Source organism: Neptuniibacter halophilus, assembly GCF_030295765.1.
In the GTDB taxonomy this organism is placed as follows: Bacteria; Pseudomonadota; Gammaproteobacteria; order Pseudomonadales; family Balneatricaceae; genus Neptuniibacter; species Neptuniibacter halophilus.
The window spans coordinates 1,628,339-1,653,569 of sequence record NZ_AP027292.1 but is presented as its reverse complement, the minus strand read 5'-3'; the positions used below and the strand labels follow the sequence as shown (position 1 = coordinate 1,653,569).

At 55.0% G+C, this 25,231-nt stretch carries 27 protein-coding genes; 12 read left to right on the top strand and 15 right to left on the bottom strand.

What is annotated here, in order from left to right:
* Positions 1-49: 49 nt before the first annotated feature.
* The 3 genes from QUD59_RS07685 to betB all read right to left on the bottom strand — a co-directional run bounded on the left by QUD59_RS07685 (position 50) and on the right by betB (position 4,723).
* Entirely contained in the window at positions 50-1,183 is a 1,134-nt protein-coding gene (locus tag QUD59_RS07685; protein ID WP_286240620.1) for a BCCT family transporter, read from the bottom strand.
* Positions 1,184-1,517: 334 nt separating this feature from the next.
* Complete coding sequence (betA, locus tag QUD59_RS07680; RefSeq protein WP_286240619.1) at positions 1,518-3,218, bottom strand: choline dehydrogenase; 1,701 nt, start codon at positions 3,216-3,218, stop codon at positions 1,518-1,520.
* Between the two features lie 47 nt (positions 3,219-3,265).
* A complete protein-coding gene (gene betB, locus QUD59_RS07675; protein ID WP_286240618.1) occupies positions 3,266-4,723 on the bottom strand; it encodes a betaine-aldehyde dehydrogenase in 1,458 nt (485 codons plus the stop codon).
* A 73-nt stretch (positions 4,724-4,796) separates the two neighbouring features.
* Between betB and QUD59_RS07670 the strand changes: the two genes are divergently transcribed.
* Complete coding sequence (locus QUD59_RS07670) at positions 4,797-5,012, top strand: hypothetical protein (protein ID WP_286240616.1); 216 nt, start codon at positions 4,797-4,799, stop codon at positions 5,010-5,012.
* A 283-nt stretch (positions 5,013-5,295) separates the two neighbouring features.
* Here the strand turns inward: QUD59_RS07670 and QUD59_RS07665 are convergent, their stop codons facing one another.
* Both QUD59_RS07665 and QUD59_RS07660 read right to left on the bottom strand, forming a co-directional pair.
* Positions 5,296-5,472, bottom strand: a complete 177-nt coding sequence (locus tag QUD59_RS07665) for a hypothetical protein (RefSeq protein WP_286240615.1) — start codon at positions 5,470-5,472, stop codon at positions 5,296-5,298.
* 6 nt (positions 5,473-5,478) lie between these two features.
* Complete coding sequence (locus tag QUD59_RS07660) at positions 5,479-6,402, bottom strand: LysR substrate-binding domain-containing protein (protein ID WP_286240614.1); 924 nt, start codon at positions 6,400-6,402, stop codon at positions 5,479-5,481.
* Positions 6,403-6,508: 106 nt separating this feature from the next.
* Here QUD59_RS07660 and dsdA point away from each other — a divergent pair, with 106 nt between their 5' ends.
* Positions 6,509-7,870, top strand: coding sequence for a D-serine ammonia-lyase (gene dsdA / locus QUD59_RS07655; RefSeq protein WP_286240611.1), 1,362 nt, complete (start codon positions 6,509-6,511; stop codon positions 7,868-7,870).
* A gap of 63 nt (positions 7,871-7,933) precedes the next feature.
* Here dsdA and folE2 read toward each other — a convergent pair whose 3' ends face one another.
* The gene (gene folE2, locus QUD59_RS07650) at positions 7,934-8,869 is read right to left on the bottom strand and encodes a GTP cyclohydrolase FolE2 (RefSeq protein ID WP_286240610.1); all 936 of its coding nucleotides are present in this window, start codon (positions 8,867-8,869) and stop codon (positions 7,934-7,936) included.
* Between the two features lie 469 nt (positions 8,870-9,338).
* On the opposite strand from folE2, the gene QUD59_RS07645 reads away from it, so the two are divergent.
* Positions 9,339-10,829 carry an FMN-binding glutamate synthase family protein gene (locus QUD59_RS07645; RefSeq protein WP_286240609.1) on the top strand — a complete coding sequence of 497 codons (1,491 nt, stop codon included), beginning with the start codon at positions 9,339-9,341 and terminating at the stop codon, positions 10,827-10,829.
* 50 nt (positions 10,830-10,879) lie between these two features.
* Here the strand turns inward: QUD59_RS07645 and QUD59_RS07640 are convergent, their stop codons facing one another.
* Both QUD59_RS07640 and hexR read right to left on the bottom strand, forming a co-directional pair.
* Positions 10,880-11,077, bottom strand: a complete 198-nt coding sequence (locus tag QUD59_RS07640) for a PA3496 family putative envelope integrity protein (RefSeq protein ID WP_286240608.1) — start codon at positions 11,075-11,077, stop codon at positions 10,880-10,882.
* 332 nt (positions 11,078-11,409) lie between these two features.
* Positions 11,410-12,303, bottom strand: coding sequence for a transcriptional regulator HexR (gene hexR / locus QUD59_RS07635; protein ID WP_286240607.1), 894 nt, complete (start codon positions 12,301-12,303; stop codon positions 11,410-11,412).
* A 139-nt stretch (positions 12,304-12,442) separates the two neighbouring features.
* Here hexR and QUD59_RS07630 point away from each other — a divergent pair, with 139 nt between their 5' ends.
* From QUD59_RS07630 to QUD59_RS07615, 4 genes are all read left to right on the top strand, one after another.
* Positions 12,443-13,528, top strand: coding sequence for a TRAP transporter substrate-binding protein (locus tag QUD59_RS07630; RefSeq protein WP_286240606.1), 1,086 nt, complete (start codon positions 12,443-12,445; stop codon positions 13,526-13,528).
* Between the two features lie 102 nt (positions 13,529-13,630).
* A complete protein-coding gene (locus QUD59_RS07625; protein WP_286240605.1) occupies positions 13,631-14,230 on the top strand; it encodes a YjaG family protein in 600 nt (199 codons plus the stop codon).
* Entirely contained in the window at positions 14,230-14,490 is a 261-nt protein-coding gene (locus tag QUD59_RS07620; protein ID WP_286240603.1) for a hypothetical protein, read from the top strand. The genes QUD59_RS07625 and QUD59_RS07620 overlap by 1 nt, the downstream gene beginning before the upstream one ends.
* Before the next feature lie 9 nt (positions 14,491-14,499).
* Positions 14,500-14,931 (top strand): hypothetical protein, encoded by a 432-nt coding sequence (locus QUD59_RS07615; protein WP_286240601.1) that lies wholly within the window; start codon positions 14,500-14,502, stop codon positions 14,929-14,931.
* Between the two features lie 45 nt (positions 14,932-14,976).
* Here QUD59_RS07615 and QUD59_RS07610 read toward each other — a convergent pair whose 3' ends face one another.
* Positions 14,977-15,918, bottom strand: a complete 942-nt coding sequence (locus QUD59_RS07610; RefSeq protein ID WP_286240600.1) for an NADP-dependent oxidoreductase — start codon at positions 15,916-15,918, stop codon at positions 14,977-14,979.
* Positions 15,919-16,118: 200 nt separating this feature from the next.
* Between QUD59_RS07610 and QUD59_RS07605 the strand changes: the two genes are divergently transcribed.
* On the top strand, positions 16,119-16,343 hold the full coding sequence (locus QUD59_RS07605; protein WP_286240599.1) for a hypothetical protein: 225 nt from the start codon (positions 16,119-16,121) through the stop codon (positions 16,341-16,343).
* Between the two features lie 11 nt (positions 16,344-16,354).
* On the top strand, positions 16,355-17,134 hold the full coding sequence (gene cysZ / locus QUD59_RS07600) for a sulfate transporter CysZ (protein WP_286240597.1): 780 nt from the start codon (positions 16,355-16,357) through the stop codon (positions 17,132-17,134).
* Here cysZ and phoR read toward each other — a convergent pair whose 3' ends face one another.
* The 4 genes from phoR to QUD59_RS07580 all read right to left on the bottom strand — a co-directional run bounded on the left by phoR (position 17,135) and on the right by QUD59_RS07580 (position 20,793).
* Entirely contained in the window at positions 17,135-18,487 is a 1,353-nt protein-coding gene (gene phoR, locus QUD59_RS07595) for a phosphate regulon sensor histidine kinase PhoR (protein ID WP_286240596.1), read from the bottom strand.
* Between the two features lie 24 nt (positions 18,488-18,511).
* Positions 18,512-19,207, bottom strand: a complete 696-nt coding sequence (gene phoB / locus QUD59_RS07590; RefSeq protein ID WP_286240594.1) for a phosphate regulon transcriptional regulator PhoB — start codon at positions 19,205-19,207, stop codon at positions 18,512-18,514.
* Between the two features lie 125 nt (positions 19,208-19,332).
* On the bottom strand, positions 19,333-20,229 hold the full coding sequence (gene ubiA / locus QUD59_RS07585; RefSeq protein ID WP_286240593.1) for a 4-hydroxybenzoate octaprenyltransferase: 897 nt from the start codon (positions 20,227-20,229) through the stop codon (positions 19,333-19,335).
* A 27-nt stretch (positions 20,230-20,256) separates the two neighbouring features.
* The gene (locus QUD59_RS07580; RefSeq protein ID WP_286240592.1) at positions 20,257-20,793 is read right to left on the bottom strand and encodes a chorismate--pyruvate lyase family protein; all 537 of its coding nucleotides are present in this window, start codon (positions 20,791-20,793) and stop codon (positions 20,257-20,259) included.
* Positions 20,794-20,886: 93 nt separating this feature from the next.
* Here QUD59_RS07580 and QUD59_RS07575 point away from each other — a divergent pair, with 93 nt between their 5' ends.
* On the top strand, positions 20,887-21,471 hold the full coding sequence (locus tag QUD59_RS07575) for a DUF1415 domain-containing protein (RefSeq protein ID WP_286240591.1): 585 nt from the start codon (positions 20,887-20,889) through the stop codon (positions 21,469-21,471).
* On the opposite strand, the gene QUD59_RS07570 is transcribed toward QUD59_RS07575, so the two are convergent.
* Complete coding sequence (locus QUD59_RS07570; RefSeq protein ID WP_286240590.1) at positions 21,453-22,373, bottom strand: LysR family transcriptional regulator; 921 nt, start codon at positions 22,371-22,373, stop codon at positions 21,453-21,455. The two genes, QUD59_RS07575 and QUD59_RS07570, sit on opposite strands and share 19 nt — an antisense overlap.
* A 109-nt stretch (positions 22,374-22,482) precedes the next feature.
* Between QUD59_RS07570 and QUD59_RS07565 the strand changes: the two genes are divergently transcribed.
* Positions 22,483-23,061 carry a pyridoxamine 5'-phosphate oxidase family protein gene (locus tag QUD59_RS07565; protein WP_286240589.1) on the top strand — a complete coding sequence of 193 codons (579 nt, stop codon included), beginning with the start codon at positions 22,483-22,485 and terminating at the stop codon, positions 23,059-23,061.
* A complete protein-coding gene (locus QUD59_RS07560; protein ID WP_286240588.1) occupies positions 23,058-23,651 on the top strand; it encodes a glutathione S-transferase family protein in 594 nt (197 codons plus the stop codon). The genes QUD59_RS07565 and QUD59_RS07560 overlap by 4 nt, the downstream gene beginning before the upstream one ends.
* On the opposite strand, the gene QUD59_RS07555 is transcribed toward QUD59_RS07560, so the two are convergent.
* Positions 23,635-25,146, bottom strand: a complete 1,512-nt coding sequence (locus QUD59_RS07555; protein ID WP_286240586.1) for a diguanylate cyclase — start codon at positions 25,144-25,146, stop codon at positions 23,635-23,637. The two genes, QUD59_RS07560 and QUD59_RS07555, sit on opposite strands and share 17 nt — an antisense overlap.
* Between the last annotated feature and the right edge of the window lie 85 nt (positions 25,147-25,231).

Below are 25,231 nucleotides of genomic sequence, written 5' to 3'. Positions count from 1 at the left end.
AAATAGTTCACTGCCGGGGTTGATGGTTGATTGAGGTAGAGGCGCGCGGTTAAGCGGGCTGTGGACTCAGTTCCGTGCGCCGCTGCAGCAGCATCAGGTAGATAGCGGCATAGAGCGCGATCACCAGCAGGCCGACCCAGGCGATATCAAACGGGGTGAACTGGTACGCCAGAATCAGGCCGTACATCACAATAAAGTTACCGGCGATGTATCTGGCTTTACCAAAGCGTTCCACGGTCAGGTCCATATTGCTGGTGTAGAGGCGAATCAGGGAGTCGAGGGAGTTGATCACGAAGATGATACCCACCACGATCATCGCCAGCTTCATCATCTCCACCACTTCCAGTGAGTTGCTGTGGTAGTAGAAGAGCACGGAGAACCAGAGAGCCAGCGGAATGGACGGAATCACCAGCAGAGCAAGGCAGAGCTGCCAGGTGCTGAGACCGCCGACAAAGCGAGAGACAAACTGGCCGATCATGATGCTCCAGGAGAACCACCAGAACAGGTAGAACTGATGATAGTCAGAGATCGGCAGGATAAAGTGGTCGAGATTACTGAAATAACCGCCGATACCCGCCAGCGTAGCGCCCATCTCCGCCATACCGAGGCCATCTGCGTTAAACATAACGCCGGCGATCAGCGCCAGGAACATCCAGGTGGAGGCAATACTCAGCACCTTAACGTATTTGATATCGGTGCTTGAGAGCACGGCGAAGAGGACGACAACGGCCACCAGCGTGAAGCGTGCTGCATCAGAGATGCCCTCAACGTAACTGGGCAGGTAGCTGAGAAACAGAAAGCCGGTGAAGGCGCAGGTGGCGATAACAATCAGGTTGTTGATGATCTTTACCGCCGGGATCTCAAATAGCTGAACCCTGGGCTCAATCACACAGAAATAGAAGGTGGTCAGGAAGTAGAACACCCAGACCAGTCCGCCCCAGAAGCCAAATTCAATCGCCAGAGGGTTGGTGAACTGGTAGACCTGCTCTTCGGCATAAACCGGAAATTCCGTGAGCGGAAACATAATCAGGCCCACATCCAGACCTGAAGTGAACAGAATCGCAATAAACGCGAACAGGCTGCTCGGCATCTCGCCGGTGCAGCGAATATTACGGCCCTTAATGACGATAAAAGCCGATGTCAGTAGTGTCACAACAATAGCGACAGAAAGTATGGTGGTCATAACAGGATGGCTCCGTTGTTATTTTTGTTGTCTTACCTCTGGGAGCTAACCGCAGCATACTGTGGTTGACGCGGATAGCCAATGCCGCTGCTGTTCGCAGCGTGTTATTTGTGGCGCGCTAGCCACCCGCATTGGCGTGAAATACCCGCCAGCCGGTATCGGAGACACAATTGTTATGACAGGGGCGCAGTGTTGCGCCGGATGTTGTGCTGGTTCCTCTCTGGTCACACGGCAGCACAGACTGTGTGTGTAAGAACGATTTCATTAAGCGTGTACCTCTAGTTATTTTTGTTGGCTAGGTCTTTGCTTTGGCTGACTGGGGCGCAGCGCCCTGCTATGAGGGGAGCGGCCGCCGGGGCTGCCCTGCGCGTTGCTGCTGCTGCCAGTTAGCGTCGATCCATACAGGTGTTTCCCTGCTGTCCAGTGGCGCCCGGCCCAGAATCATATCTGCGGCTTTTTCTGCCACCATGATGCTTGGCGCGTTCAGATTGCCATTGGTAATGGTCGGGAAGATGGAGGAGTCCACCACCCGCAGCGCGTCAATCCCCCGCACCCGGCACTCACTGTCGAGTACCGCCATGGGGTCTTCGTCTGCACCGATCTTGCAGGTACAGGAGGGGTGATAAGCGCTCTCCACGTTCTGTCGTACCCAGGCATCAATCTCGGCATCGCTCTGTACATCAATGCCGGGCTGAATCTCATCACCGCGATAAGCGTCCATCGCCGGTTGATTCAGGATTTCCCGGGTCAGGCGGATACAGTCACGCCAGTCCTGCTTATCCTGTTCGGTGCTGATGTAGTTGAAGAGAATGCCGGGTTTGGCATGGGGGTCTGCAGATTTGATCCAGACCCGGCCACGGGATTGCGGTTTGTTCGGCCCCACATGGACCTGAAAACCGTGGCCATCAAATGCGGCCTGCCCGTCATAGCGCATCGCTGCCGGCAGGAAGTGGTACTGAATATTCGGCCACTTCAGACCTGCGCGGGAGCGGATAAAGGCGCAGGATTCAAAATGGTTGGTGGCGCCAAGACCATCCTTGAACAGAATCCAGCGGGTGCCGATCAGGCCTTTGCTGATCAGCCCCAGTTTGCTGTTCAGCGAGATCGGTTGTTTACAGTGGAACTGGAAATAAACTTCCAGATGATCCTGAAGATTCTCGCCAACGCCCGGTAGCTCGTGCAGTGGTTCCACTCCGGCATCGCGCAGTACATGACCCGGGCCAATGCCCGATAGTTGCAGCAGTTGCGGGGAGCCGATTGAACCGGCTGAGAGAATCACCTCGCGGTTGGCTTCCACCCGGGTGATCTGGCCGTTTTTCTCATACTCAAGCCCGGTAGCCCGTTTACCCTGAAACAGAACCTTACGAGCCAGTACACCGGAGATCAGAGTCAGATTAGGGCGTTGCAGGGCACGGCGCAGATAGACATTGGAGGTTGAAGCACGTACCCCTTTCTTCACCGTCATATGCATCGGGCCAAAGCCCTCCTGCTGGAATCCGTTGTAATCTCTGGTTTCCGGATAGCCCGCCTCGACTCCGGCATCAATAAATGCCTGATACAGCGGGTTCAGTTTCATCTCATTACCGTTGCAGGTAGCCAGAGGGCCCTCACCGCCACGGTATTCGTCGGCACCACCGCTCCAGCTCTCTGCCCGGCGGAAGTAGGGCAGGCACTCCTGATAGCTCCAGCCTGTGGCGCCCTGTTCGGCCCACTCATCAAAGTCGCAGGCGTGGCCACGCACGTAAACCATACCGTTGATGGAGGAACCGCCGCCAAGCACTTTACCCCGGGGGCAGTGCAGTACCCGGTTGTCGATACCGTTTTCAGTTTCGGTCTCAAACTGCCAGGCGTATTTCTCTGTATTCATCGGGTAGGAAAGGGCAGTGGGCATCTGGATAAAGATGCTTTTGTCGCTGCCCCCTGCTTCCAGCAGCAGTACATTGTAACGACCATCTTCGGTCAGGCGGTCCGCGAGGACGCAGCCGGCGGAGCCAGCGCCGACGATAATGTAATCGTATAGGTTGTTATTTTTCATGATTAAACACTCATTGCTGAATCGGTATCGCCAACAGGAGCCGGGGCTCAGTAAGGGCACTCCAGATCACCCAGTTCGATATAAACGCTCTTGGTCTGGGTGTAGTGCTTCAGGGTTTCGATACCGTTTTCACGGCCAATGCCGGACTGTTTATAACCCCCCACAGGCATCTCTGCCGGTGAAGCTCCCCAGGTGTTGATCCAGCAGATTCCTGCTTCGAGCCTGGCGATAACGCGATGGGCGCGGGAGAAATCGGTGGTGAACAGTCCAGCGGCGAGACCGTATTCGGTGGCGTTAGCACGCTCGATGACTTCTGCTTCATGGCTGAATGGCAGGATTGACATCACCGGGCCAAAGATCTCATCGCGGACGTTAGGCATATCGTCGCTGCAGTCGGCGAAGACGGTTGGTTTGACGAAGTTGCCCCGATCGAGCCCGTTATCCATGGCACGTTCACCACCACAGATCAGGCGTGCACCGGCCTGTTTCGCGGCTTCGATATAACCAAGCACTTTGTCCATATGGCTGGCTGAGATCAGGGCGCCGATCTGGGTTTCAGGGTTGCGCGGATCACCAATAATCAGACGCTCAGTGCGCGCTTTTACCTCAGCGATAAACGCCTCATAAAGGGACTCATGAACAAACACCCGGGTACCGTTGGTGCACACCTCGCCCTGGGTATAGAAGTTGGCGAGCAGGGCACCGGAGACCGCGTTTTTCAGATTTGCGTCTTCGAATACGATCAGGGGCGACTTGCCTCCCAGTTCCATGGTGACCTGCTTCAGGTTGCTGGCGGAGTCGGCAATGACTTTTTTGCCGGTACCGGATTCGCCGGTAAAGGAGACTTTGGCAATCTGCGGATGGCGCGTCAGGGCCTGACCGACCCGGTAGTCTCCCTGAACCACGTTGAAAACACCGTCTGGCAAACCCGCTTCAGTAAAGATCTCGGCCAGTTTCATCGCCGTAAGCGGCGTTTCCTCGGAGGGTTTGAAGATCATTGCATTACCGGCCGCCAGCGCGGGCCCTGATTTCCACATTGCGATCTGAATCGGGTAGTTCCATGCGCCGATACCGGCGCAGACCCCGAGGGGTTCGCGGCGACTGTAGAAGAAGTTAGTACCGCCCAGATCCTGCTGCTCACCTTGCAGGCTGGTGGCCAGGCCCGCGTAGTATTCGATAACATCTGCACCGGTGGCGATATCAACACAGTCGGCCTCCTGAATCGGTTTGCCGGTATCGAGCACCTCCAGTTGCGCCAGCTCATCGTTACGTTCACGCAGAATAGCCACCGCTTTCTGCAGAATGCGTCCGCGTTCCATTGCGCTCATGGCAGACCAGACTCTGAAACCTTCCTGCGCTGAGCGAACGGCAGCGTCTACATCGTCCATTGAGGCCTGCTGAATGGTCGCCAGTGTTTCTCCGGTTGCAGGGTTTAGGGTCGTGAACGTTTCTCCGGAGGTTGCCTGCTGGTAGCCGCCGTGGATATAGAGAGAGATTTCCTGCATCACTTGAAGCCTTTTCTGAATGGGTTCTGGCATTCGCCGGGGCGGGTAAAACGGAGCCTGCAAGCGAATCCAATTGATTGAAATCATCTTAAGAGTCGAAAAATTGGGCTTCAAACAATCAATTCTTGCGCAAAAAGATAAGCAGCACTTATGTCAGATTTTCGGTGCAGATTTCGGCTGGGAATCAGGGCGTTCAGAAACCGGTGGCCAAAGCCCCGGGGTGAGGCCAGAAGCGCAGCAGGTACAGGAGGTTTTTGTATCTGAATGTCTAATTTTTTCAGTAGGTTAAGTGAGTCGGTTGGATCTGGTTACAGGCGTGTAAAGCATCAGGGTCAGGAAGATGGAGTGTTCGCTACAGCCTCGGAACAGGCAGCGAGGCTGGGTTGAAACGCTGCCTTACCTTCGACCCGGCAGCAGGGGTGACTTGTCTTTTTGCGTCATATGGCCGGGCAGGGCGACGTAATCAGGCAGAATGCGCTGTCTGGCTGATTATTGCATGTTCACATTAGTGCGCCTTATTCAAATCCATAAGAATAAATCGTTTCTCCCGCTGTGCGCTTCGATTTAAGGTTTTAGCGGATCGTCAGACCACGGGCGATCCCCGAGTGTTGCGAGCCCTGACGGTGCAGAAGCACCGGGTTTATGGCACTTCTCCGGAGCTGGCGGTACTCAGTAGGAACGGTCAGCTCATTGCGCAGGTACTTCATCCGCACCGGCCTGGCCATGGATGGGGTATCTGTCTTTTTCACCCCGGCTCAGTCGGTTAACAGAGCGCAGAGCCAATCCCGGAATGCGCTGATCGCCGGATGATCTGAACGGTCCGGGTGGCAGACCAGAAAGTAATTTTGCGGTGCATCCAGTCTGGCTGCGGGGCCAAACGGTTCGACCAGCAGGCCCTCTTGCAGATAACGCCTGATCAGGCGATGACGCCCCAGCGCAACCCCGAGTCCGTTGATCGCAGACTGAACAGCCAGTTCCGACATATCAAAGCAGTAGCCATGGTCTACCTGTAATGCGTCAGCCCGCTGTTCAGCCCAGTAAGACCACTCCGCATAACTGCCCGCCTGTGGCCAGGCGGAAGCATCATGTAGCAGCGTGCAGTGCTGTAACGAGGGGGCTGGTTGATCTTGCAGGCGGTTAGCATATTCAGGGGAACAGACCGGGATCAGTTGTTCTTCTGCAATATGCCAGCTACTGAGGCCGGGGTAGTCCGGCTGCCCGTAGTAGATGGCCAGATCGACCGGTTCGGAATAGAAGTCGATCAGCCGGTTATGGGTTTCCAGTTTTAACCTGATCTGTGGGTAGCGTTGCTGAAACGCAGGCAGCATTTGACTCAGCCAGGCCAGCGCAAATGAAGGGGGAACAGAGATCTTCAGTTCACCACTCAGATCAGCGCTGCGCAGATCACGAATCGTCATCTCCAGGCTACCCAGCGTGCGGTTAACTTCCGCCAGTAGCTGTTCGCCCTCTGCGGTCAGTTGCAGCCGTCGGTTAAAGCGCAGAAACAGAGCAAAGCCCAGTTGCGCTTCCAGACGTTTAATCTGCTGGCTGACCGCGCCCTGAGTCAGATGCAGTTCCCCGGCGGCGCGGGTGAAACTGAGGTGTTTTGCGGCACAGCGAAAACCGTGGAGGTTGGCCAGTGTTTGTGGATTCAGAGACAGACTCTTCGCATTAATCATACTAATTCAAGAATCGACAAATATGGTTTGTTCCTCTTTTAAAGAGGGGATTAAATAGATTTTCAGTATTGGATATTAGTTGAATTAATTTTTAAAGGTTACTGCGATGTCAGGTTTTGCGGCTAAAACGCTTTCAGAATGGAAACAGTCCCATCCTTTGTTGTTACCACTGTGTGCGACTGAGGCACTCTTCTGGCTTAACCCCCTGCGCAAAACCGGTGCTGAAGCTATGCAGGGATTGCCACTGGGGCCTGAGGATGTGCAGGATGCTGCCGCGCGCTTGCAGCGGTTTGCGCCGCTGATTGCTGAACTGTTTCCGGAAACCGCCGAACACAGTGGCATCATTGAATCACCACTGCGTCGGATTGAGGCATATCAGCATCGACTTGAAGGGGTGTATCAGACCCGGCTCCCCGGAGATCTCTGGCTGAAGTGTGATAACCAGCTTCCGATCTCAGGATCGATCAAGGCACGCGGGGGTATCTATGAGGTGCTGAAATACGCCGAGCAGGTCGCTGTGGATGCGGGGTTGCTGCAGTGGGATGAGTGTTATCTGAAACTGGCCTCAGCCCCGCTGAGGGCGTTGTTTCAGCAGCACCAGATCGTGGTTGGCTCGACCGGTAATCTCGGGCTGAGTATCGGTATTATGGGAGCAGCACTGGGGTTTCAGGTAACGGTGCATATGTCCGCCGATGCGCGTCAGTGGAAGAAGGATCTGCTGCGCAGCAAAGGGGTCGGGGTCATTGAATATGCCGAGGATTACAGCAAGGCGGTCGAGGAGGGGCGCAAGCAGGCTGCAGAGCAAAAGAACAGTCATTTTGTTGATGATGAGAACTCTGCTGATCTGTTTCTTGGCTACAGTGTGGCGGCAGAGCGGCTTAAAGCTCAGTTGGATGCCGCAGGCGTCACAGTGGATGCAGAACACCCGCTGTTTGTTTATCTGCCCTGTGGTGTCGGTGGTGGACCGGGTGGTGTGGCGTTTGGGTTGAAACAGCAGTTTGGTGATCATGTGCATTGCTTCTTTGCTGAACCAACACATTCTCCCTGCATGTTGCTGGGGATGTATACCGGCCTGCATGATCAGATCTGCGTACAGGATCTGGGAATCGATAACCTGACCTGCGCTGATGGTCTGGCGGTCGGGCGCGCATCGGGTTTTGTGGGGCGGGTGATGGAACCGCTGTTGAGTGGGGTGTATACGGTGCAGGATGCCGAGCTCTATCGCTTACTGGCACTTTTGCATCAGGCAGAAGGGATCGCGCTGGAGCCCTCTGCGCTGGCTGGTGTGCCGGGGGCAGTTCAGCAGATGAATAGCGCTTCTGAGTATATTCAGAATAATGGCCTGTCTGGCTGCGCTGAGACTATCACCCATCTTGTCTGGGCAACCGGAGGCAGCATGGTACCTGCTGATGAGTGGCAGCGTTACTATCAGCAGGGGACAGTTCTGGCGGAGGGGCAGGCAGAATAAGCGCCGTGACAGAATTAAAAAAGGCTGCCAGAGGCAGCCTTTTTTAATCGGGAGGGATCAGACTCAGCTATAGTCAGCCGGGCTGTAGCCTCCGGGAACTCCTTTGGAAGCCAGTGCTACAGCATCGTGAGCGTGCAGGCTTTCAAAGTGTTCTACTTTGAGCCAGAAATCGGCGTACTGTTCCTGGCTCTGCAGTGCATGTTTAACCCGACGCGCAGCGTCTTCACAGAACATCAGGTTGTGGCCGTTGAGGCGGGCAAATTCCTGCTCATCAGCACGTTTTACCGCCGTTTGTACCGGCGTTTTCAGTGCGCCTTCAACCAGATCGATCAGATCTGTGAGTGGGAAGGCACCCATTCCTTTATCCAGTTTAACCCAGGCGGTGGCCTGACTACGCTGGCTGTGCGGAGTTGCGAAAGAGCCTTTCTCGGAGAGCAGCCATTTCTCTACGTCTTCGCGGCTGAAGCTCTCTTTATTGGCGAAATCTTCAGTGAATGCCTGCTGCAGCAACTGACGTGACAGGGCTGCTGAGCATGGGCAGGTAGAGGAGTAAGGAACGCGGGTCGCCAGCTCCAGCTCTACATCGTTATCCTTCAGCGTCGCACGCAGGGTGGTGCTGTAGCTCTTCCAGCCACTGTTATCACTTTTCAGGGCATCACGCTTGATCAGGAAATCGAACTCGAAGTTCAGGAACACCTGAGTGGAAATATCGTGGTGGCTGTCGAGCAGGTGAGACAGGAAGTCGGTCAGCGCCGGCACGTTCAGGGTCTGGCTTTCGAAGAAGTTGCTCAGCGCCAGATAGAGGCGCGACATGTGAATCCCTTTAACTTTGGGGTTCACCAGGTTTACATAGGTATTAACGCGCGCTTCAATGCTGTTTACACCCAGTTTGTTATCTTCAAACTGCAATGGGACGGTGATCCCATTCATGCCCACCCAGTCCAGAGAGCCGTGAATCTCCGGGTTTGCGTTACTGGTTACGTCAGGCAAATTGGTCATGAATCCGGTCTTCCAAATTAGATTACAAATCAGAGTTCAGGCATAGAAGCAAACAGAGCTTGCATCCGCTGTGGTCAATATCAACCTAGATGGGGGCTTGCTGTAAAAATTCAAGCATGCCGCAGAGTGACCCCGGTGGAACTCTTTAATTCGGTAAAAATAGCGTTTAAAAGTACTGTTTCCCCAGTGCTAAAGTCTGAAGATACATAAAGAGCGACGTACCATACCCCTAGGCCACGGGGTTTGGCAAATTTGTGGCGAAAAAATTTACAGTTTTGGCCTTATTTCGCGGAAAAGAGGGTAAAAGGTGGAGTATTTCCGATAAGTATCTACCTTTTTAAGGGTTATTTGACCCTATGAAAAGTGCAGTTTAAAGCCATTTTCCGGGCTACCTATTTACTCTGCCGACGATAGACCTTACAACACAGATACACACCCCGGATCAGAGCGCTGTAAGGAGTATCGGAGCATGAGTGATCAGGTAAACAGTTTTGCCATCAACTTTATTGCGGTGGTTGGGATTGTCTTTCTGTTGTTGGTTGTGGTCGGGGGGATCGTCGCGGTCACCCTCTATCAGATCGATAAACACCAGACGGCTCAGACCATCCGCCGAAATTATCCGTTGATCGGTCGATTTCGATATATGTTTGAACATCTGGGGGAGTTCTTCCGGCAGTACTTCTTTGCCATGGACCGTGAGGAGATGCCGTTTAACCGGGCGCAACGTGCCTGGGTTTATCGGGCGGCCAAGAATCTCGACAGCACTATCGCTTTCGGTTCCAGCCGTGATCTGAGAATCCCCGGCACCTACTACTTCCTGAACTGCCCTTTCCCTACGCTGGAGGAAGATGCGGTCAGCACGCAGCCGATGCAGATTGGGCCTTATTGTCGCCAGCCCTATGACGCTCCGTCGTTTCTGAATATCTCGGGGATGAGTTTTGGCGCGCTGTCCAGACCGGCGGTACAGGCACTGGCGCAGGGGGCGAAGAAAGCCGGTTGCTGGATGAATACCGGAGAAGGCGGGGTTTCACCTTATCATCTCGAAGCCGGATGCGACATCGTGTTTCAGATCGGTACTGCCAAGTACGGTTTGCGTGATGCTCAGGGCCGCTTTTGTGAGGATCTGCTGAGGGAAAAAGCGGCTCTGCCTCAGGTGAAAATGTTCGAAATCAAACTCAGCCAGGGCGCCAAGCCAGGTAAGGGGGGAATTCTTCCCGGAGAAAAAGTCACCGCAGAGATCGCATCAACAAGGGGTATTCCGGCAGGTGAGGACTCGATCAGTCCGAACCGTCACCCTGAGATCGCCTCAGTGGACGATCTGCTGGATATGATTGAGAAAGTGCGTAGCGTGACCGGTAAGCCCTGTGGGTTCAAAATGGTGCTGGGTGATGCCGAGTGGCTGGATGGCTTCTGTGATGCGGTGACCAAGCGCGGTATTGAGAGCGCTCCCGACTTTATCACGCTGGACAGCAGCGATGGCGGTACCGGCGCAGCGCCCATGCCATTAATGGACAGTGTAGGGTTGCCGTTACGTGAAAGTCTGCCTTTGCTGGTGAACAAACTGATGGCGCACAAGCTGCGTGACCGGATTCGGGTGGTGGCCTCCGGTAAACTGATCAACCCTACCGATGTGGCAGCAGCGATCTGTATGGGGGCCGATTTTGTCGTCTCTGCACGGGGTTTTATGTTTGCGCTGGGCTGTATTCAGGCTTTGCAGTGTAATAAGAATACCTGCCCGACCGGTATCACGACCCACAATCCTGAGTTGCAGCGGGGCCTTGTGCCGGAGGTGAAGGCGGATCGCGTAGCTTATTACCACCGTCATCTGGTACATGAAGTGGAGATGATTGCACATTCTTGTGGCGTCACTGAACCACGGCAGCTACGTCGCAAACACTGCGCAATCGTAGTGGAAGGCAGCCGTTCAATCCCCCTGAATATTCTTTATCCAGAGTACTAAACCCGAAAACAGTGCAAGCGCCGGAGGATTACCGGCGTTTGCCGGTGGGGTTAGTCGTCAAACCAGCATTCGTCTATATTGGCAGCCAGTTCTTTTTCTTCACGCCGTTGCTCAATGGCACGACGGGCTTTCAGTGCGCGGCGGGACGCCAGTTTTTTCTTTGAGAGCTGTTCTTCTTCGTCAAAACCTACCAGTAGGTCGAAAACTTCAATCTGCGTATCGTTGAGTTCGTGTGCTTTTCGCAACATAACAGACTCCTGATCTTCACTTAACGGTCAGAAGCTCATCGAGGGGTAGCAGCCATCGGCATCTCGATGAGAGGCTAATGGAAACCTGAAGGCCGGTTAAGGCTGTCAGGTCCAGATTCTTTACAGCCTGATTCCTGTTTTATAATAGCTATTCGCAAATTTCAAACAGTTTAAGCTGCTGCAGCGCCCGGCCGGAGCGGGATTTACTCTCCTTTTTCGGTTTAAAAGCGCCGCGCATACCTCTCTTTTCAAGAGGTTTGCGGCGCTTATCTTAGGCAGTGGCTGTTGCAGTCAGATGAATAAATGATGTCCGCTAAATGACAGCGGCCGGGTTACTCTTCGCCGGAATCAGAGGGTTTACGCAGGGGAGGTCGTTTGTCGTTCTGGCGCAGGGAGCGCAGGCTGCGTTTAATGGTTTTCAGATGATCGATCAGTCCCGGACCGAGCTTCATGGCCACACCGACCGCGAGAACATCGATCACTACCAGATGCAGCACCCTTGAAGACATCAGGGTGCTGAGGTCTTTATCTTCCTCCAGATCGATATGGATCGGGATGCTGGCCAGATCAGCCAGAGGGGTACCGCTCGGACAGAGTGCGATCACCGATGTACCGGTTTCTTTCACCAGCTTGACCGTGTGTAGCAGGTCTTTGGTGCGACCGGTCTGGGAGATCGCAACCACCACGTCCCGTTCGTCCAGAGAAACAGCCGAAATGGCCTGCATGTGGGGGTCAGAGTAAGAGGTGGTCGAGACCTTCAGACGGTGGAATTTATGCGCTGCATCGGTACAAACCGGCGCGGAGGCGCCAAAACCGTAGAATTCGACCCGGCGCGCCTTGGTCAGGCAGTCGATCGCTTTCTCAACGGTGTCTGTATCCAGTTGCTCTTTTATGTTCAGCAGATTGCCGATCATGGAATCAAAGATCTTCTCTTTGAATTCAGTGACCGTATCTTTGGAGTTGAGTGAGAACTGCTCAAAATTGGTATTGCTGGCCAGACCCTGAGCCAGGGTCAGCTTGAAATCCTGAAAGCCATCGTAATTCAGAGCCCGGCAAAAGCGCACTACCGTCGGTTCGCTGACGTTAGCCTCGGATGCCAGGTCGACAATACGCATATGAATCACGTCATTGGCATGCGCCAGAACATAATCCGCGACCTTCTGCTCGGACTTTCTTAAGTTTTCGCGTGCTTCCGCAATGGACTTAAGCAGGTTGAACGAATTCAACACCTCACCTCGTACTTATGCTGATTCTACAGCGTAAAGTATAACAACCTTCTGCTATCCAGATCATCTACTGTGCTTAATTGCGGTGCGAAAGTGGCCATGTTATTTTCGTTGAAAAATAATAACTAAGGTCAGATTCGTGAAGCGTCGTCAATTTGTCAAAGGTGCTGGCGGGCTGTCACTGGCAGCCGGCCTGAGTGGCATGCCTGCTACGGCGGCGGCACAGCGCCCTGAATTCCGCTGGAAGATGGTCACCACCTGGCCGAAAAATTCGCCGGGCTTTGGCGTGTCGGCTGACTTTCTGGCCCGCCTGATAGAAGAGATGAGTGGCGGCCGGATCCGTATCACGGTGTATGGTGCCCGCGAACTGGTCGCCCCACTTCAGGTGTTTGATACCGTTGCCGACGGTGATGCTGAGATGGGCCATGGCGCGGCTTTTTACTGGGCCAGTAAGGTGCGTGCCGCGCAGTTTTTTGCGGCGGTACCTTTCGGTTTGAATGCCCAGGAGATGAACGCCTGGCTGTATAAGGGGGAAGGGCTCGAGCTCTGGCAGGAACTTTACGCTGAGTATGGCCTGCTGCCCTGGGCCTGTGGCAATACGGGTGTTCAGATGGGTGGCTGGTTCAATCGTGAAATCAATCGGATTGAAGATCTTCAGGGTCTGAAAATGCGCATTCCGGGTCTGGGTGGCGAAGTATTGCGACGTCATGGCACCCAGCCGGTCCTGCTTCCCGGTGGGGAGATCTTTGCAGCGTTGCAGCGGGGCGATATCGATGCCGCGGAATGGGCGGCTCCCTATAATGACTACGCGATGGGCCTGTATAAAGTGGCCCGCTATTATTATTACCCCGGCTGGCATGAACCCGGTGCGACACTGGAATGCCTCATCAATAAACAGGCAATGGAGCGCCTGCCTCAGGATCTGCAGCATATTGTGAAAAATGCCATGCGGGTAGCGAATCAGGATCTGCTGGCGGAATTGACGGCAAAAAATCATCGCGCCTTACTGCAACTGGTTAAAGTTCATAAGGTCGAACTCCGGCGTTTCCCGGAGGAAGTCCTGCAACAGTTAAAACAAACCTCCGATGAGGTGGTGCAGCAGGAACTGACCCGCGATCCCCGGGCGGTGAAAATCTTTGAATCCTATGATCGGTTCCGCCAGCAGGTCCGTGCCTGGCACGATGTATCCGAACTGGCCTACCTGCAGGCACGGGATCTGAGCTGAAGATTTTCTCCTCTGCTGTGGCCTGTGAGGGGCTGAATATTTCACTGCAATTGCCGATAAAACCGGTACAATAGCGACTTTCTAACAGATCTGGTGATGACCATGTCCGATCAGCGCTTCGATAAAGAGTTTTATGACCTGAAAGACTGGCAACTGGCGGCCTTTTGCGCGGCGGTCTCTGAGCGGATGTTCCCCAATTTTGCGTTGTTTGCCCGGCTGATGGAGTTTGGCGATGCGGCGAAGATGCGGCAGATTCTGGATGCGGTCTGGGATCACCTGAACAACACCGGTGCCAAGATGAACTTTGAGGTTCAGCTTGATAAGGTGGAAGCGAATATGCCGGATCTGGATGAGTTCGATCTTTACGGAGCGTCTCCGGCGCTGGATGCCATCGTTGCGCTGTATTCCACCCTCAACACTCTGATCGCAGCAGATGCCGGCGAAGTCATGAATGTCGCCAATGTCTCCCGGGAGTGCGTGGCGGGCTTTATTGAGCTGAACGCGGATGATCAGATCTCCGATGAAGAGCTGGTACGCTTTATCAACACGCACGAACTGATGCAGCAGGAAGACGATTTCCAGGCCGATATTCTGGAGATTATTCAGGATCAGATCCCACGTGGTGAAGCTTTGGCTGAGTTGCGTGAACTGGCGCACAACGACGGTTACAGCAACCTCGGCATTACCGACAGCGAGTCCTGATGCTCAGATTTGGACTGATTCTGCTGATCCTGCCGGCGCTGACCCTGATGGGGGTTTTCTTTGTCGAGCAGTCCGCTGTGGATGCCTGTCTGCAACAAGGCGGCTCGTTCGATTACAGCAACGATCAATGTGATATGCAGCAGAAACACCCGTTTCAGCCGCTGATGGCGCGCCACCCGCTTCTGGTGAATGGCAGTATGCTGCTTTCCGCGCTGGGCTTACTGTTCTGTATGAAGGGACTGCTCTGGCGGCCACGTTAAGGATAATCCATGGTTAAGAAAATCATCTTCGGCCTGTTACTGCTGCTGGCAGCGGGTATTTTTGTCGCCTGGTTGACTCAGGATCACTGGCTGCCGGGTTGGAATCAGGAGCTGGCTGAGCAGTCAGCAGAATACCGGGAGCGAGGTCTGGCGCTGGGTGCGCGCTCCGATCAGAGTGGCTGCTTCGAGGCGGTTCTGGAAAGCTTTGATCAGTGCTCCGGTTTTGCCTGTACCATCAATCATGGCAAGTACCTCAAGGCTTGTTGGGAAAAAGCAGAACCGACTGAGCATTTCTGTGATGAGGTGCCTGAATTTAAAGAGAAGCCCAGTGATGACGATAAAAGCTGGGCACGGCATGCCTGCTGGAGTCGCGATATACGGGGTGAGGGTTGCCGTTTGCTGATGCGTCAGCAACAGCAGCTCTGCTCCTCTCAACCCTAAAAAAAACGGGCCTGAAAAAGGCCCGTTTTTTGTTCCTGCGCTGGCTTAGCTGATCGTCAGAATCAGTTTGCCACGGGTACGACCGGTTTTGCTGGCTGCAAAGGCTTCGGCGGTTTTCTCCAGAGGGTAGGTCGCTGCGATCTGCAGTTGCAGTTTACGGTCAGCGTACAGGCCCGCGAGACGATCAAGCTGCTCGATATTATTCTCAACCCGGATCGGTTCCACTTTGACTTTCATTGCGCGGCCCGCTTCGATTACCTGATCTTTGGTAACGCTTGGCAGGGTCACCAGTGTGCCGCCCGGTTTCACACAACGCAGCGCGTCGACACCCACGTCACCGCCGATGCCATCAATCACCAGATCCACATTGTTGACGTGGTCGAGAATATTTTCGATGTGGTAATCGATCACCAGATCGGCGCCCAACTGCTTAAGGAACTCATGGTTCTCGGCTGATGCGGTGGTGATAACCCGCGCGCCCATCCACTTGGCCAACTGCACGGCGAGATGGCCTACGCCACCGGCACCGCCGAGAATCACCACCTGCTGCGAAGCGTGCAGGTGGCCTTTATCAAACAGTGCCTGCCATGCGGTGAGACCGGCCAGACTCAGGCCCGCTGCCGCTTCTGCCGGCAATCCCTGAGGCCGCAGGCTGATCTGGTCAGCCGGTGCGGTCAGATACTCAGCAAAGCATCCGGCGCGTTCCGGAAAGCGGATACAGCCAAAGACTTCATCGCCCGGGGTGAATTCACTGACGTCGGCCGCTACCGCTTCAATTGTGCCGGCAAACTCCCAGCCGGGTACAAAGGGCAGCTCGCCTATAAACGGAGCGGCACCACCACCGGCGCAGGTTTTCCAGTCAATGGGGTTAACCCCGGCAGCACGGTTCCGTACCAGCACTTCGCCGGGGTTAAGCTCAGGTTTAGCCAGTTCGGTATAATTTAGCGCGTCTTCGGCACCAAACTGACTGATCTGTATTGCTTTCATGGAGTACTCCAACAGCTATATTCAGGTTCAGCCGTGGGCGGGGCCATGGTTCTGATATCGTGTCTGATAAACCATGGCAGGGCAGCCGATTACAATGTTTTTTGGTAGGCTAGCTTCTTGTTTGCCCGCCGGGCTAAACATAGGGACCGGTAAGATTAAAACGGGTTCCCCGCTACTGGCAATAAGTAAAGGCGAATGTGATGTATCTGGCAATATTAGAACAGTTTTTATTTTGGGGTGGTCTGCTGGTGTTTCTGGTCTCTCTGGCGATGTACGCCGGACGAACCCGGGATTACCGCTCGCTGGTGGAATTCTGGAAGCCGACCATGGAGATGACGGTGCGTGAGTTCAGGGTTAACCGTGCGGGCCTGAGTATGATGGTCGCGGCGGTGGTGATCCGTCTGGTACTGTTTTTTATCTATTAATGTAGGTGGTTATGAAAGGAAATCCTGTACGTGGTGCGGGCTATCTTCTGCGTGGATTGCAGATGCTGCCCGATGCGCAAATCCGGCCCTTCGTGCTGGTGCCGCTGCTGACCAATATTCTGCTGTTTGTGGCGGCGATCTGGCTGCTGTTCAGTAACTTCACCGGTTGGGTCGATGCTCTGATCAGCCGTTTCCTGCCGGACTGGGAGTGGCTGCAGTTTCTGCATTACCTCCTCTGGCCGGTGCTGGCGCTGGTGGTGATTATCTTTGTGTACTACGGCTTCTCCGTGGTGGCGAATATCATTGCGGCACCGTTTAACGGTTTTCTGGCTGAGAAAGTTGAGAAGCGTCTGCGCGGTGATGTGATTACCGACGAGGGCTGGCAGGCTGTGCTGGCTTTGATTCCACGGGCAATCGGCCGGGAACTGGCGAAGCTGGGCTATTACCTGCCTCGCTTCCTGTTCTTGCTGGTGTTGTCGTTTATTCCGGTGATCAACCTGATCGCCCCGTTTCTCTGGCTGCTGTTCGGTGCCTGGATGATGGCGATTCAGTATTGCGACTACCCGATGGATAACAACAAAGTCAGCTTCAAAAATATGCGTGGCATGCTGAAGGCGGACCGGCTGACCTCAATCGGTTTTGGTGGTCTGGTGCAGGTGGGGATGATGGTGCCGCTGCTGAATCTGATCATCATGCCGGCGGCGGTGGTGGGTGCAACCATCTACTGGGTGGAAGCTTACGCTTCGCCGGAGAAAGTGCTTGATCAGGAACGCCTGGAACAGGGTTCCTGATCAGGATGCTACAGGAGGGTGGCCGGATTCTGACAGGTCATCCTCTGACTCATCCATATCAACGGCTTTAATCACCATCTCTTTCGGGAAATGACAGCTAAAGGTACTGCCTTTCCCGACCTTACTTTTGATCGTCAGTTGGCCGCCATGGCGAGCCAGTACATGCTTCACGATGGCCAGTCCTAACCCGGTACCGCCACTGGCGGAGGAGCGACTCTCATCGACCCGGTAGAAACGTTCTGTCAGGCGGGGCAGGTGGATTGATTCAATCCCGGGCCCATTATCCTTAACGGAGAAGTGACCGCCCTGATCATCTACCCACCAGGAAACTTTGATCTCTCCCTCAGCGGGTGTGTAACGGACTGCGTTGTAGACCAGATTGGAGAACGCGCTGTGCAGCTCGATCTCCTGACCGGTGAGGTCATAGTGGGTGTCCATGTCCAGCAGGAGTTTATGCTGTTTCTCCTGACCGAGCTGTTCAGCACCTTCAATAATATGCTGCAGGATACTATGGATCTGAATAGGTTGCTCATCGGAGATCTGATGGCTGGCTTCGAGCCTAGACAGCAGCAACAGATCTGAAACCAGATTTTCCATCCTTCTTGCCTGTTGTTGCATAGAGCCGAGGCCTCGCAGTAACGGCCGGGGCAGTTCCTGATCGAGGAAGGTCTCGAGATAACCGCGAATCACGGTCAGTGGTGTGCGCAGTTCGTGAGAGGCGTTGGCAACAAAGTCCTGACGGGTCTGCTCGAGACGGATCAGGCGGGAGACATCCCGTGCCACCAGCAACCGGTCGCCATCACCAAATCGTGTAATCTGGTACTGAATCTGAATATCGCTGTGTGCCGGTGAGGGCAGGGTGATCGGGTCATTATACTGGTCACGCTTAAAGTAGCGGATAAAGCGCGGATCACGTAGCAGGTTCATCACCGGTTTAGCCCGGTCGGTGCGGCTGTCGAGGCCTAACAGACGGTTCGCGGATTGGTTCCACCACTCCAGATTATTATTGCGGTCAATAATGACGACCGCATCCTGCAGGGCTGAGGAGGAATCCTGAAAACGGGTAATGACATTGCGCAGCGCCTGCTCCCGGGCAGCCTGACTGCGTTGTAACCGGGAAAGTTCGTCGAACAGTTCACCCCAGTGACCGGGTGCCTCCGGGGGTTCTTCGTTGCTGCTGTCGGCCTGAAACCAGCCCATCAGCCGATTGAACTGACGAATCTGATAAATAGCCCAGCCGAACAGGGCGATGGCGAGGATCCATCCCGGATAGCCAGCGATCAGCCCTATTGCGATAGCAACCCCACTCACCAGCAGCAGGCTGGTCAGCATTGAGTGGCGACTTTTGGTCATTGACGATCCTTGGTCTTAAAAACATCAAGCTACGTTGGAAGAGAAGCGGTATCCTGTTCCGCGAACTGTTTGTACCAGATAATCGTGACGCTCGCCAAGTGCTTTACGCAGGCGACGGATATGAACATCCACGGTACGCTCTTCAACATAGACATTTCCCCCCCAGACCATATCCAGCAACTGACTGCGGGAGTAGGCCCGATCCTGGTGGGTCATAAAAAACTGTAGCAGGCGAAACTCAGTGGGTCCCAGTTCAATGGGCGTGGCGTCTGAGGTGACCCGGTGTGAGATCGGATCTAGCGTCAGGCCGTCGACGCTGACCGGTTCCTCAATCCCTTTCGGCGTGGTACGACGCAGCACGGCTTTCAGGCGTGCGACCAGCTCGCGGGGGGAGAATGGCTTGGTAATGTAGTCATCAACACCCGCTTCCAGCCCTTTGATCTTGTTATCTTCATCGCCTTTGGCGGTGAGCATGATGATCGGGATATCCGCGGTGGTTTCGTCTTTACGCAGACGACGGGCAAATTCAATACCGCTGGCGCCGGGCATCATCCAGTCCAGCAGAACCATATCTGGCTTGTCATCCACGATCAGACCGTGCGCGGTGTTGGTGTTTTCGGCTTCCAGGCATTCATAACCGGCCATCTCAAGTGCAACGGCGATCATTTCGCGAATCGGCGCCTCGTCATCAACGATCAGTACGCGTTTGGATACAGACATGGTTTGATTGTCCTTGTTACTCTGTTTTTAAATGACGCGAATATTAGAAGACAATACTGTTACACAAATATGACAGATCGTAAGTATAGGCAATTTACTGCTCAAACAATAAGCAGTGGCGGGTTTCAGATCGCAGCCCGTAACCCATAATCTGCGGCCAGACCGATAAAAATCAGCAGGCCCGCGTAGTGATTGTTGAGGAACGCCCGGAAGCAGGGCTGACGCTCACGCTCGCGGATCAGCCATTGCTGATAGACAAACAGCCCTGATGCCGCTGCCAGTCCGAGATAGTAAGCCAGCCCCAGACCGACCTGAATGCCCACCAGAATCAGGGCCAGCAGGGTGGTGATCTGAAGCAGACCGATGATGACCTTATCGGCATCACCAAACAGAACGGCGGTGGATTTAACCCCGATTCTCAGGTCATCATCCCGGTCGACCATCGCATACATGGTGTCATAGGCAATGGTCCAGAGCAGCTTGGCGCAGTAGATCAGCCAGGCGATCGCAGGGACATCCCCTCCCACCGCAGAAAATGCCATCGGGATCGCCCAGCCAAATGCGGCCCCGAGCACTAACTGCGGCAGGTGAGTGTAGCGTTTCATAAACGGATAACAGGCTGCCAGCAGCAGCGCAGCAAAGGAGAGCAGCACGGTGTTCAGGTTGGTAAACAACACCAGAATAAACGCCAGCAACATCAGCCCGCTGAACAGCACAAGTGCCTCCCGTGCTGTGACTTCTCCAGAGGGGAGCGGTCGTCCCGCCGTCCGCTTAACATGACCATCGATTTTGCGGTCGGCAAAATCATTGATCACACAGCCGGCAGAGCGGGTAAGAAAGACCCCGAGGGTAAAAATGATCAGCAGGTCGAGCGGCGGCACGCCTTCGGCTGCGATCCACAGCGCCCAATAGGTTGGCCATAGCAAAAGATAGGTCCCGATCGGCTTTTCAACCCGCATCAGACGGCCGTAGGCCTTGAGTTTTTCCATGGGCGACAGGGATTGTGGCAGCGGTGCAGACATAATCAGGCTCAGCTTTATCGGTTGCGGCTATTTTACCTGCAGGAGTTCCGGCAGGAAAACCTCGGATACCAGAAGCGGTTGCCCCGCCAGATAGAACACAGAACGTCGTGCCCAGACCTGACGCCGGTCAGCTAACTGCAAACGGCTGATCTGCAGGGGGCCGCGACGCATTCCCGGAGTACTGAACAGCAAACTGCCCAGCGAGCGGTTACCCAGCAGCCGCAAGCGTCTTTGGGTGCCTCGCAGAGAGCTGAACGGGACCACGGTGCGGGCAAACACCCAGATCTGGTCACAACCGATCAGATGGACTTCACGCACCAGTGCTTTTCGTCGCGGCTTCAAGCCCAGCAGGCGGGCTTCGGAGCGGGTCGGCAGGGCGCTGCCCTGACTGACGACTTCAACGCGAAACTCACCGTTACTGAGGTTGACCAGACGCTGCGTCAGAGAGCCACTGTCAGTCAGCCAGGTGCGCAGATTGCGCGGGGCTACCTGAGCGTAGGGACGGCGGAAAGCGGTCCAGCGGGTGTCGAAGTTCTGACGAGTCAGGGCGGCTTTAACGGGCACGGTGCACAGTCCAGAAAAATGAAGCGGCTATGTTAGCAGAAACCGCATAGGGCTTCAGTAGGCAGCGAGACGCGGCTGGGGTACTATGCCGGGATGAAAACTGAGACCTTTGCATTTCCTGCCTCTGAGGCAAAATCGCTGACCCGCGACTGGGTTGAATCCATGGTTGTTGGCCTTAACCTGTGCCCGTTTGCCGCGCCTGAGGTGAAGAACCAGAGTATCCGTTATGCCCGGTCCGAAGCTGTGGCAGAAACCGCGGCGCTGGGGGACTTCCTGCAGGAGCTGGAGCGGATTCAGTCGTTGCCGGAGGCGGAGCTGTCGACCACGCTACTCTGCTTCAGTCACGGCTTTGCCGACTTTGAAGCCTTTCTCGATCTGCTGGATCTGTGTCAGGATGCGCTTGAGCAGGCGGGTCTGGAGGGGGTTTTCCAACTGGCCAGTTTCCACCCGGCTTACTGTTTTGCCGGGGTTGATCCGGATGATATTACCAACTGGACCAACCGGGCGCCGTTTCCCACCCTGCATCTTATCCGCGAGGGGCAGATGGCCCGGGTGCTGGTGCATTACAAGAACCCGGATGAGATCCCTGAGCGGAACATGGCGCTGATGGAGCAACTCGGGCGTGAAGGTCTGATCGAACGTTTTCCGCCACTGGCCCGTTACTGGCCGGAGAGCTGAGCTTCTATCTGCAATAAACGCGCTTTCAGGCGTGGTGTAACCCAGTCGATAAACACTTTGCTCCGTGACGAGAGAAGGCGGCTGTGGGGGTAAACCAGACTGACCGGCAGAGGCGGGCGCTCATATTTGTGTAAGACACTGATCAGGTCGCCCCGGCTGATGGCAGGCGCGACCTGATAGCTGAGGAACTGACCAAATCCCAGCCCCTCTATACACGCATCCAATGCTGTTTCGACATGATTCGTCCTGAAGCGCCCGCTGACCTGAATACGTTTCAGTTGCGAGCCTTCCTTGAAGCTCCACTGCCGTTGGTTACGGATTGCAGTTAACTGAATGCAGTTAAGGCTTTCCAGCGCATCAGGCTGCTCTGGCGTACCGCTCCGGTTCAGCAATTCCGGGCTGGCGCATACCATATTGCGCAGTTCGCCCACCTGTTTGGCGATCAGGCTTGAATCAGGTAACTGGCCAATACGCAGCGCGATATCCATCCCTTCCTCAAGCAGGTCAACCACGCGGTCGAGCAGAACCAGCTCTACCTGCATGCTCGGGAACTCTTCAAGAAAAAGGTTGATCAGTGGGCTGAGATGGCGACGGCCAAAGGTCTGCGGAGCGGTGATCTTCAATACACCGCGGGGGGAGCTCTGTCGCTGGGTGAGGGCACTTTCAGCGTCTTCGATCTCCAGCAGAATCTGGCGGCAGCGCTGGCTGTATTCATAGCCCTCTTCGGTCAACTGCAGGCGCCGTGTGGTGCGATGGATTAACTGAACGCCCAGTTCGCGCTCCAGCGCTGCCAGTGAGCGCGCGACCGAAGACTGGGACAGCCCCAGCTTATCGGCCGCCTGACTAAGGCTGCCGCAATCGATAATACGCAGGAAAATGCTCATCGCTTTGAGTTTATTCATCGTGTTCGATTATTGCATAAATTGCATAGGTGAAAAGCATTTTGCTTGCTTTATTGCGATTACCGATTGGCTGATACTGGCTGAAAGTGTTTGATCAGAGAGCGCGTCTATGGGACACCGTTTCAGCGAAATCACCTTTACCCCGTCGGTTGTCGCTGCGCAACAGCAGTTCGGCAGTTACGAACGTGTCAGCCGGGTGAAAGAGAGGATGCCGGACTTTCAGCATCTTCAGACGCGGGAAGAGAGCTTTATCGCCGCCAGAGATAGTTTCTATATGGCCAGCGTGTCAGAAAGCGGCTGGCCCTACCTGCAACACAGGGGCGGCAGCGCCGGTTTTTTAAAGGTGCTTGATTCTGCAACCCTGGGCTTTGTAAACCGTCCGGGTAATGGTCAGTATCAGAGTCTGGGGAACCTGAGTGCCAATAACCGGGTGGCCCTGTTTCTGATGGATTACCCCAACAAGCGTCGCCTGAAGCTGCTCGGACGGGTGCAGTCCCTGTCCGCGGAACAACTGCCTGACATCTGGCGGGGCGCACTGCTCGATGGGGAGGCGGGTGAGCGGGTGGAGTCTCTGATGCTGATTAAGGTGGAAGCCTTCGACTGGAACTGTTCTCAATTTATTACCCCACGCTATACCGCGACCGAGCTGGAAAGCCTGGGCTATCAAGTGCAAGGAGAAACGCTATGAAACTCTATGACCTCGAGCCGTCAGGCAACTGTTACAAGGTACGTCTGTTCGCGGCGCTGGCCGGGATTGAACTGGAAACGGTTGCCGTGGACTTTCTGTCTGGCGAACACAAGCAGTCGCCATTGATTGATCTGAACCCTCTGGGGGAGTTACCCATACTGCAGGATGGTGATCTGGTATTACGTGATTCTCAGGCGATTCTGGTCTATCTGGCACGACGCTATGCATCACCCCGGTGGTATGGGGAAACGCCCGCAGAGGTTGCACAGATCGAACAGTGGCTATCAACCGCGGCAAATGAGATCCAGCACGGACCGGGAGCCGCCAGGCTGGTGGACAAGTTTGGTTACGCGCTGGATAAACCGCTGGCGCTGGAAAAGGCCGCCCGCATTCTGCAACAGGTCGATACCCACCTGCAACGTAATGACTGGCTGACCCTGCAGCGGCCAACCATTGCGGATTGCGCGGTGATGCCTTACGTGGCGCTGGCACATGAGGGCGGTATCCGTCTGGAAGATTATCCGGCCATCCTTGACTGGATCGGCCGGATTCGTGCGCTACCGGGCTTCCAGCCTATGTCGGGGCTGTAACCACCCGGTTCCGGCCTGCGGATTTGGCCTGATAGAGTGCTTTGTCCGCCTGATCGACCAGATCGTGAGGGTTACCGCCATCCACCGGATTCAGGCAACTGATACCGATGCTGACGGTAACAACCTCATTACACTCTGAGCCCTGGTGCCGGATCTGCAGTGATTCTATCGCCTGCCGAATCCGTTCGGCGATTAAAGCTGCCCCCTGCACATCGCTCTCCGGCAGGATGATGGCAAACTCCTCACCACCGTACCGGTAAACAGAATCCTGAGCGCGCTGGGTGCTCTCGACGATGGTTTTCGCTACTGCACGAAGGCAGCCATCGCCGGCCAGATGCCCGTAGATATCATTGAAGGCTTTGAAGTGATCTACATCCAGCATCAGCAACGCCATATGCCGGCGTACCCGTTGTGCCCGGCGCCACTCGGTTTCGATGCTGCGTTCGAACTCGCGTCGGTTATTCACCTGCGTCAGCCCGTCTATACGGGCATTACGGGCGAGTTTCTCCAGCGACTGCTTCATCTGCAGCAGGATACTGATCCGCGCCTGCAGTATCTCCGGACGCCGGCTCAGCAGTAAAAAGTCAGAAGCGCCCGACCGGTAAGCCGACATCTCTAACTGGTCGTCAGCCTCCTGACTGAGAAAGGCTATCGGCAACGGTGGGGTCTCTTTGTTCTTATGGAACTCCTGACAGAGCCCGGTCATTTCCCGCCACTGCTGTTCGGTACTGAGTAACAGCAGATCAGGCGGATCATCATGCACCAGCGCGCGCAGTTCACTGAGGTTGAAGGGCAGCAGAATATCGTAGTCGTGACGCAGTGCCGAGATCAGTGGCCAGAGCACTTCACTGCTGTGATCTGCGTAGATGGAGATCGTCTGGCGGTTAAGATGCGGGATATGTTCAGGACTCTGCTGTAAGGTTCCGATCTCTTCGCCTTTAAAAAATGCCAGCAGATCTTCGCTGCTGGGCAGGCCGATCGAGGAACGTCCATCAGCGGCTTCCAGTACCGGCAGCAGCAGTTTGTAATTGCCTTTTTCCCAATCGTTCTGCCAGTCTGCCAACTGTTGTTCATGGGACTCTTCCAGATTGATTTCGGCTGGCAGGCCGGCATGGGTCAGGCACTGGTAGATGACCGAGGGATCGGAGATATCCTTACCCTCTACCCAGAGTGCCCGGTACAGCAGGCGGCGTAGCAGAATGGCTTTGTCCGGATCGTGGGTAGCGGCTTCAATAATGCAGAGCGTCGCAAAGCGGCTGTCACTGCGAAATTTCGGCAGGGCAACATCCACCGTAGGAGCCCGGCTGCGGACAATAAAGACTTCGCTGGCCAGTTCGGCCTGGTTTTCGGCGCTTTTGTGGTCGGTGGCGATCTCCGGTGCGTGCTCGACCAGGCACCAGTGGATTTGTGGGAGCATCCCAAACTGAAACAGCTGCTCGTGCAGAGCGTAGCAGAATGGACAGTTAAGATCAGCGTAGACGGTGTAGTGAGACATGGTTAACCCACCCTGGCAGATGAAAATTTTACTGCGACCGTCTGTATAGTATCGCCCAGATTGGGAAAAACTTTGCTTAAAAGCA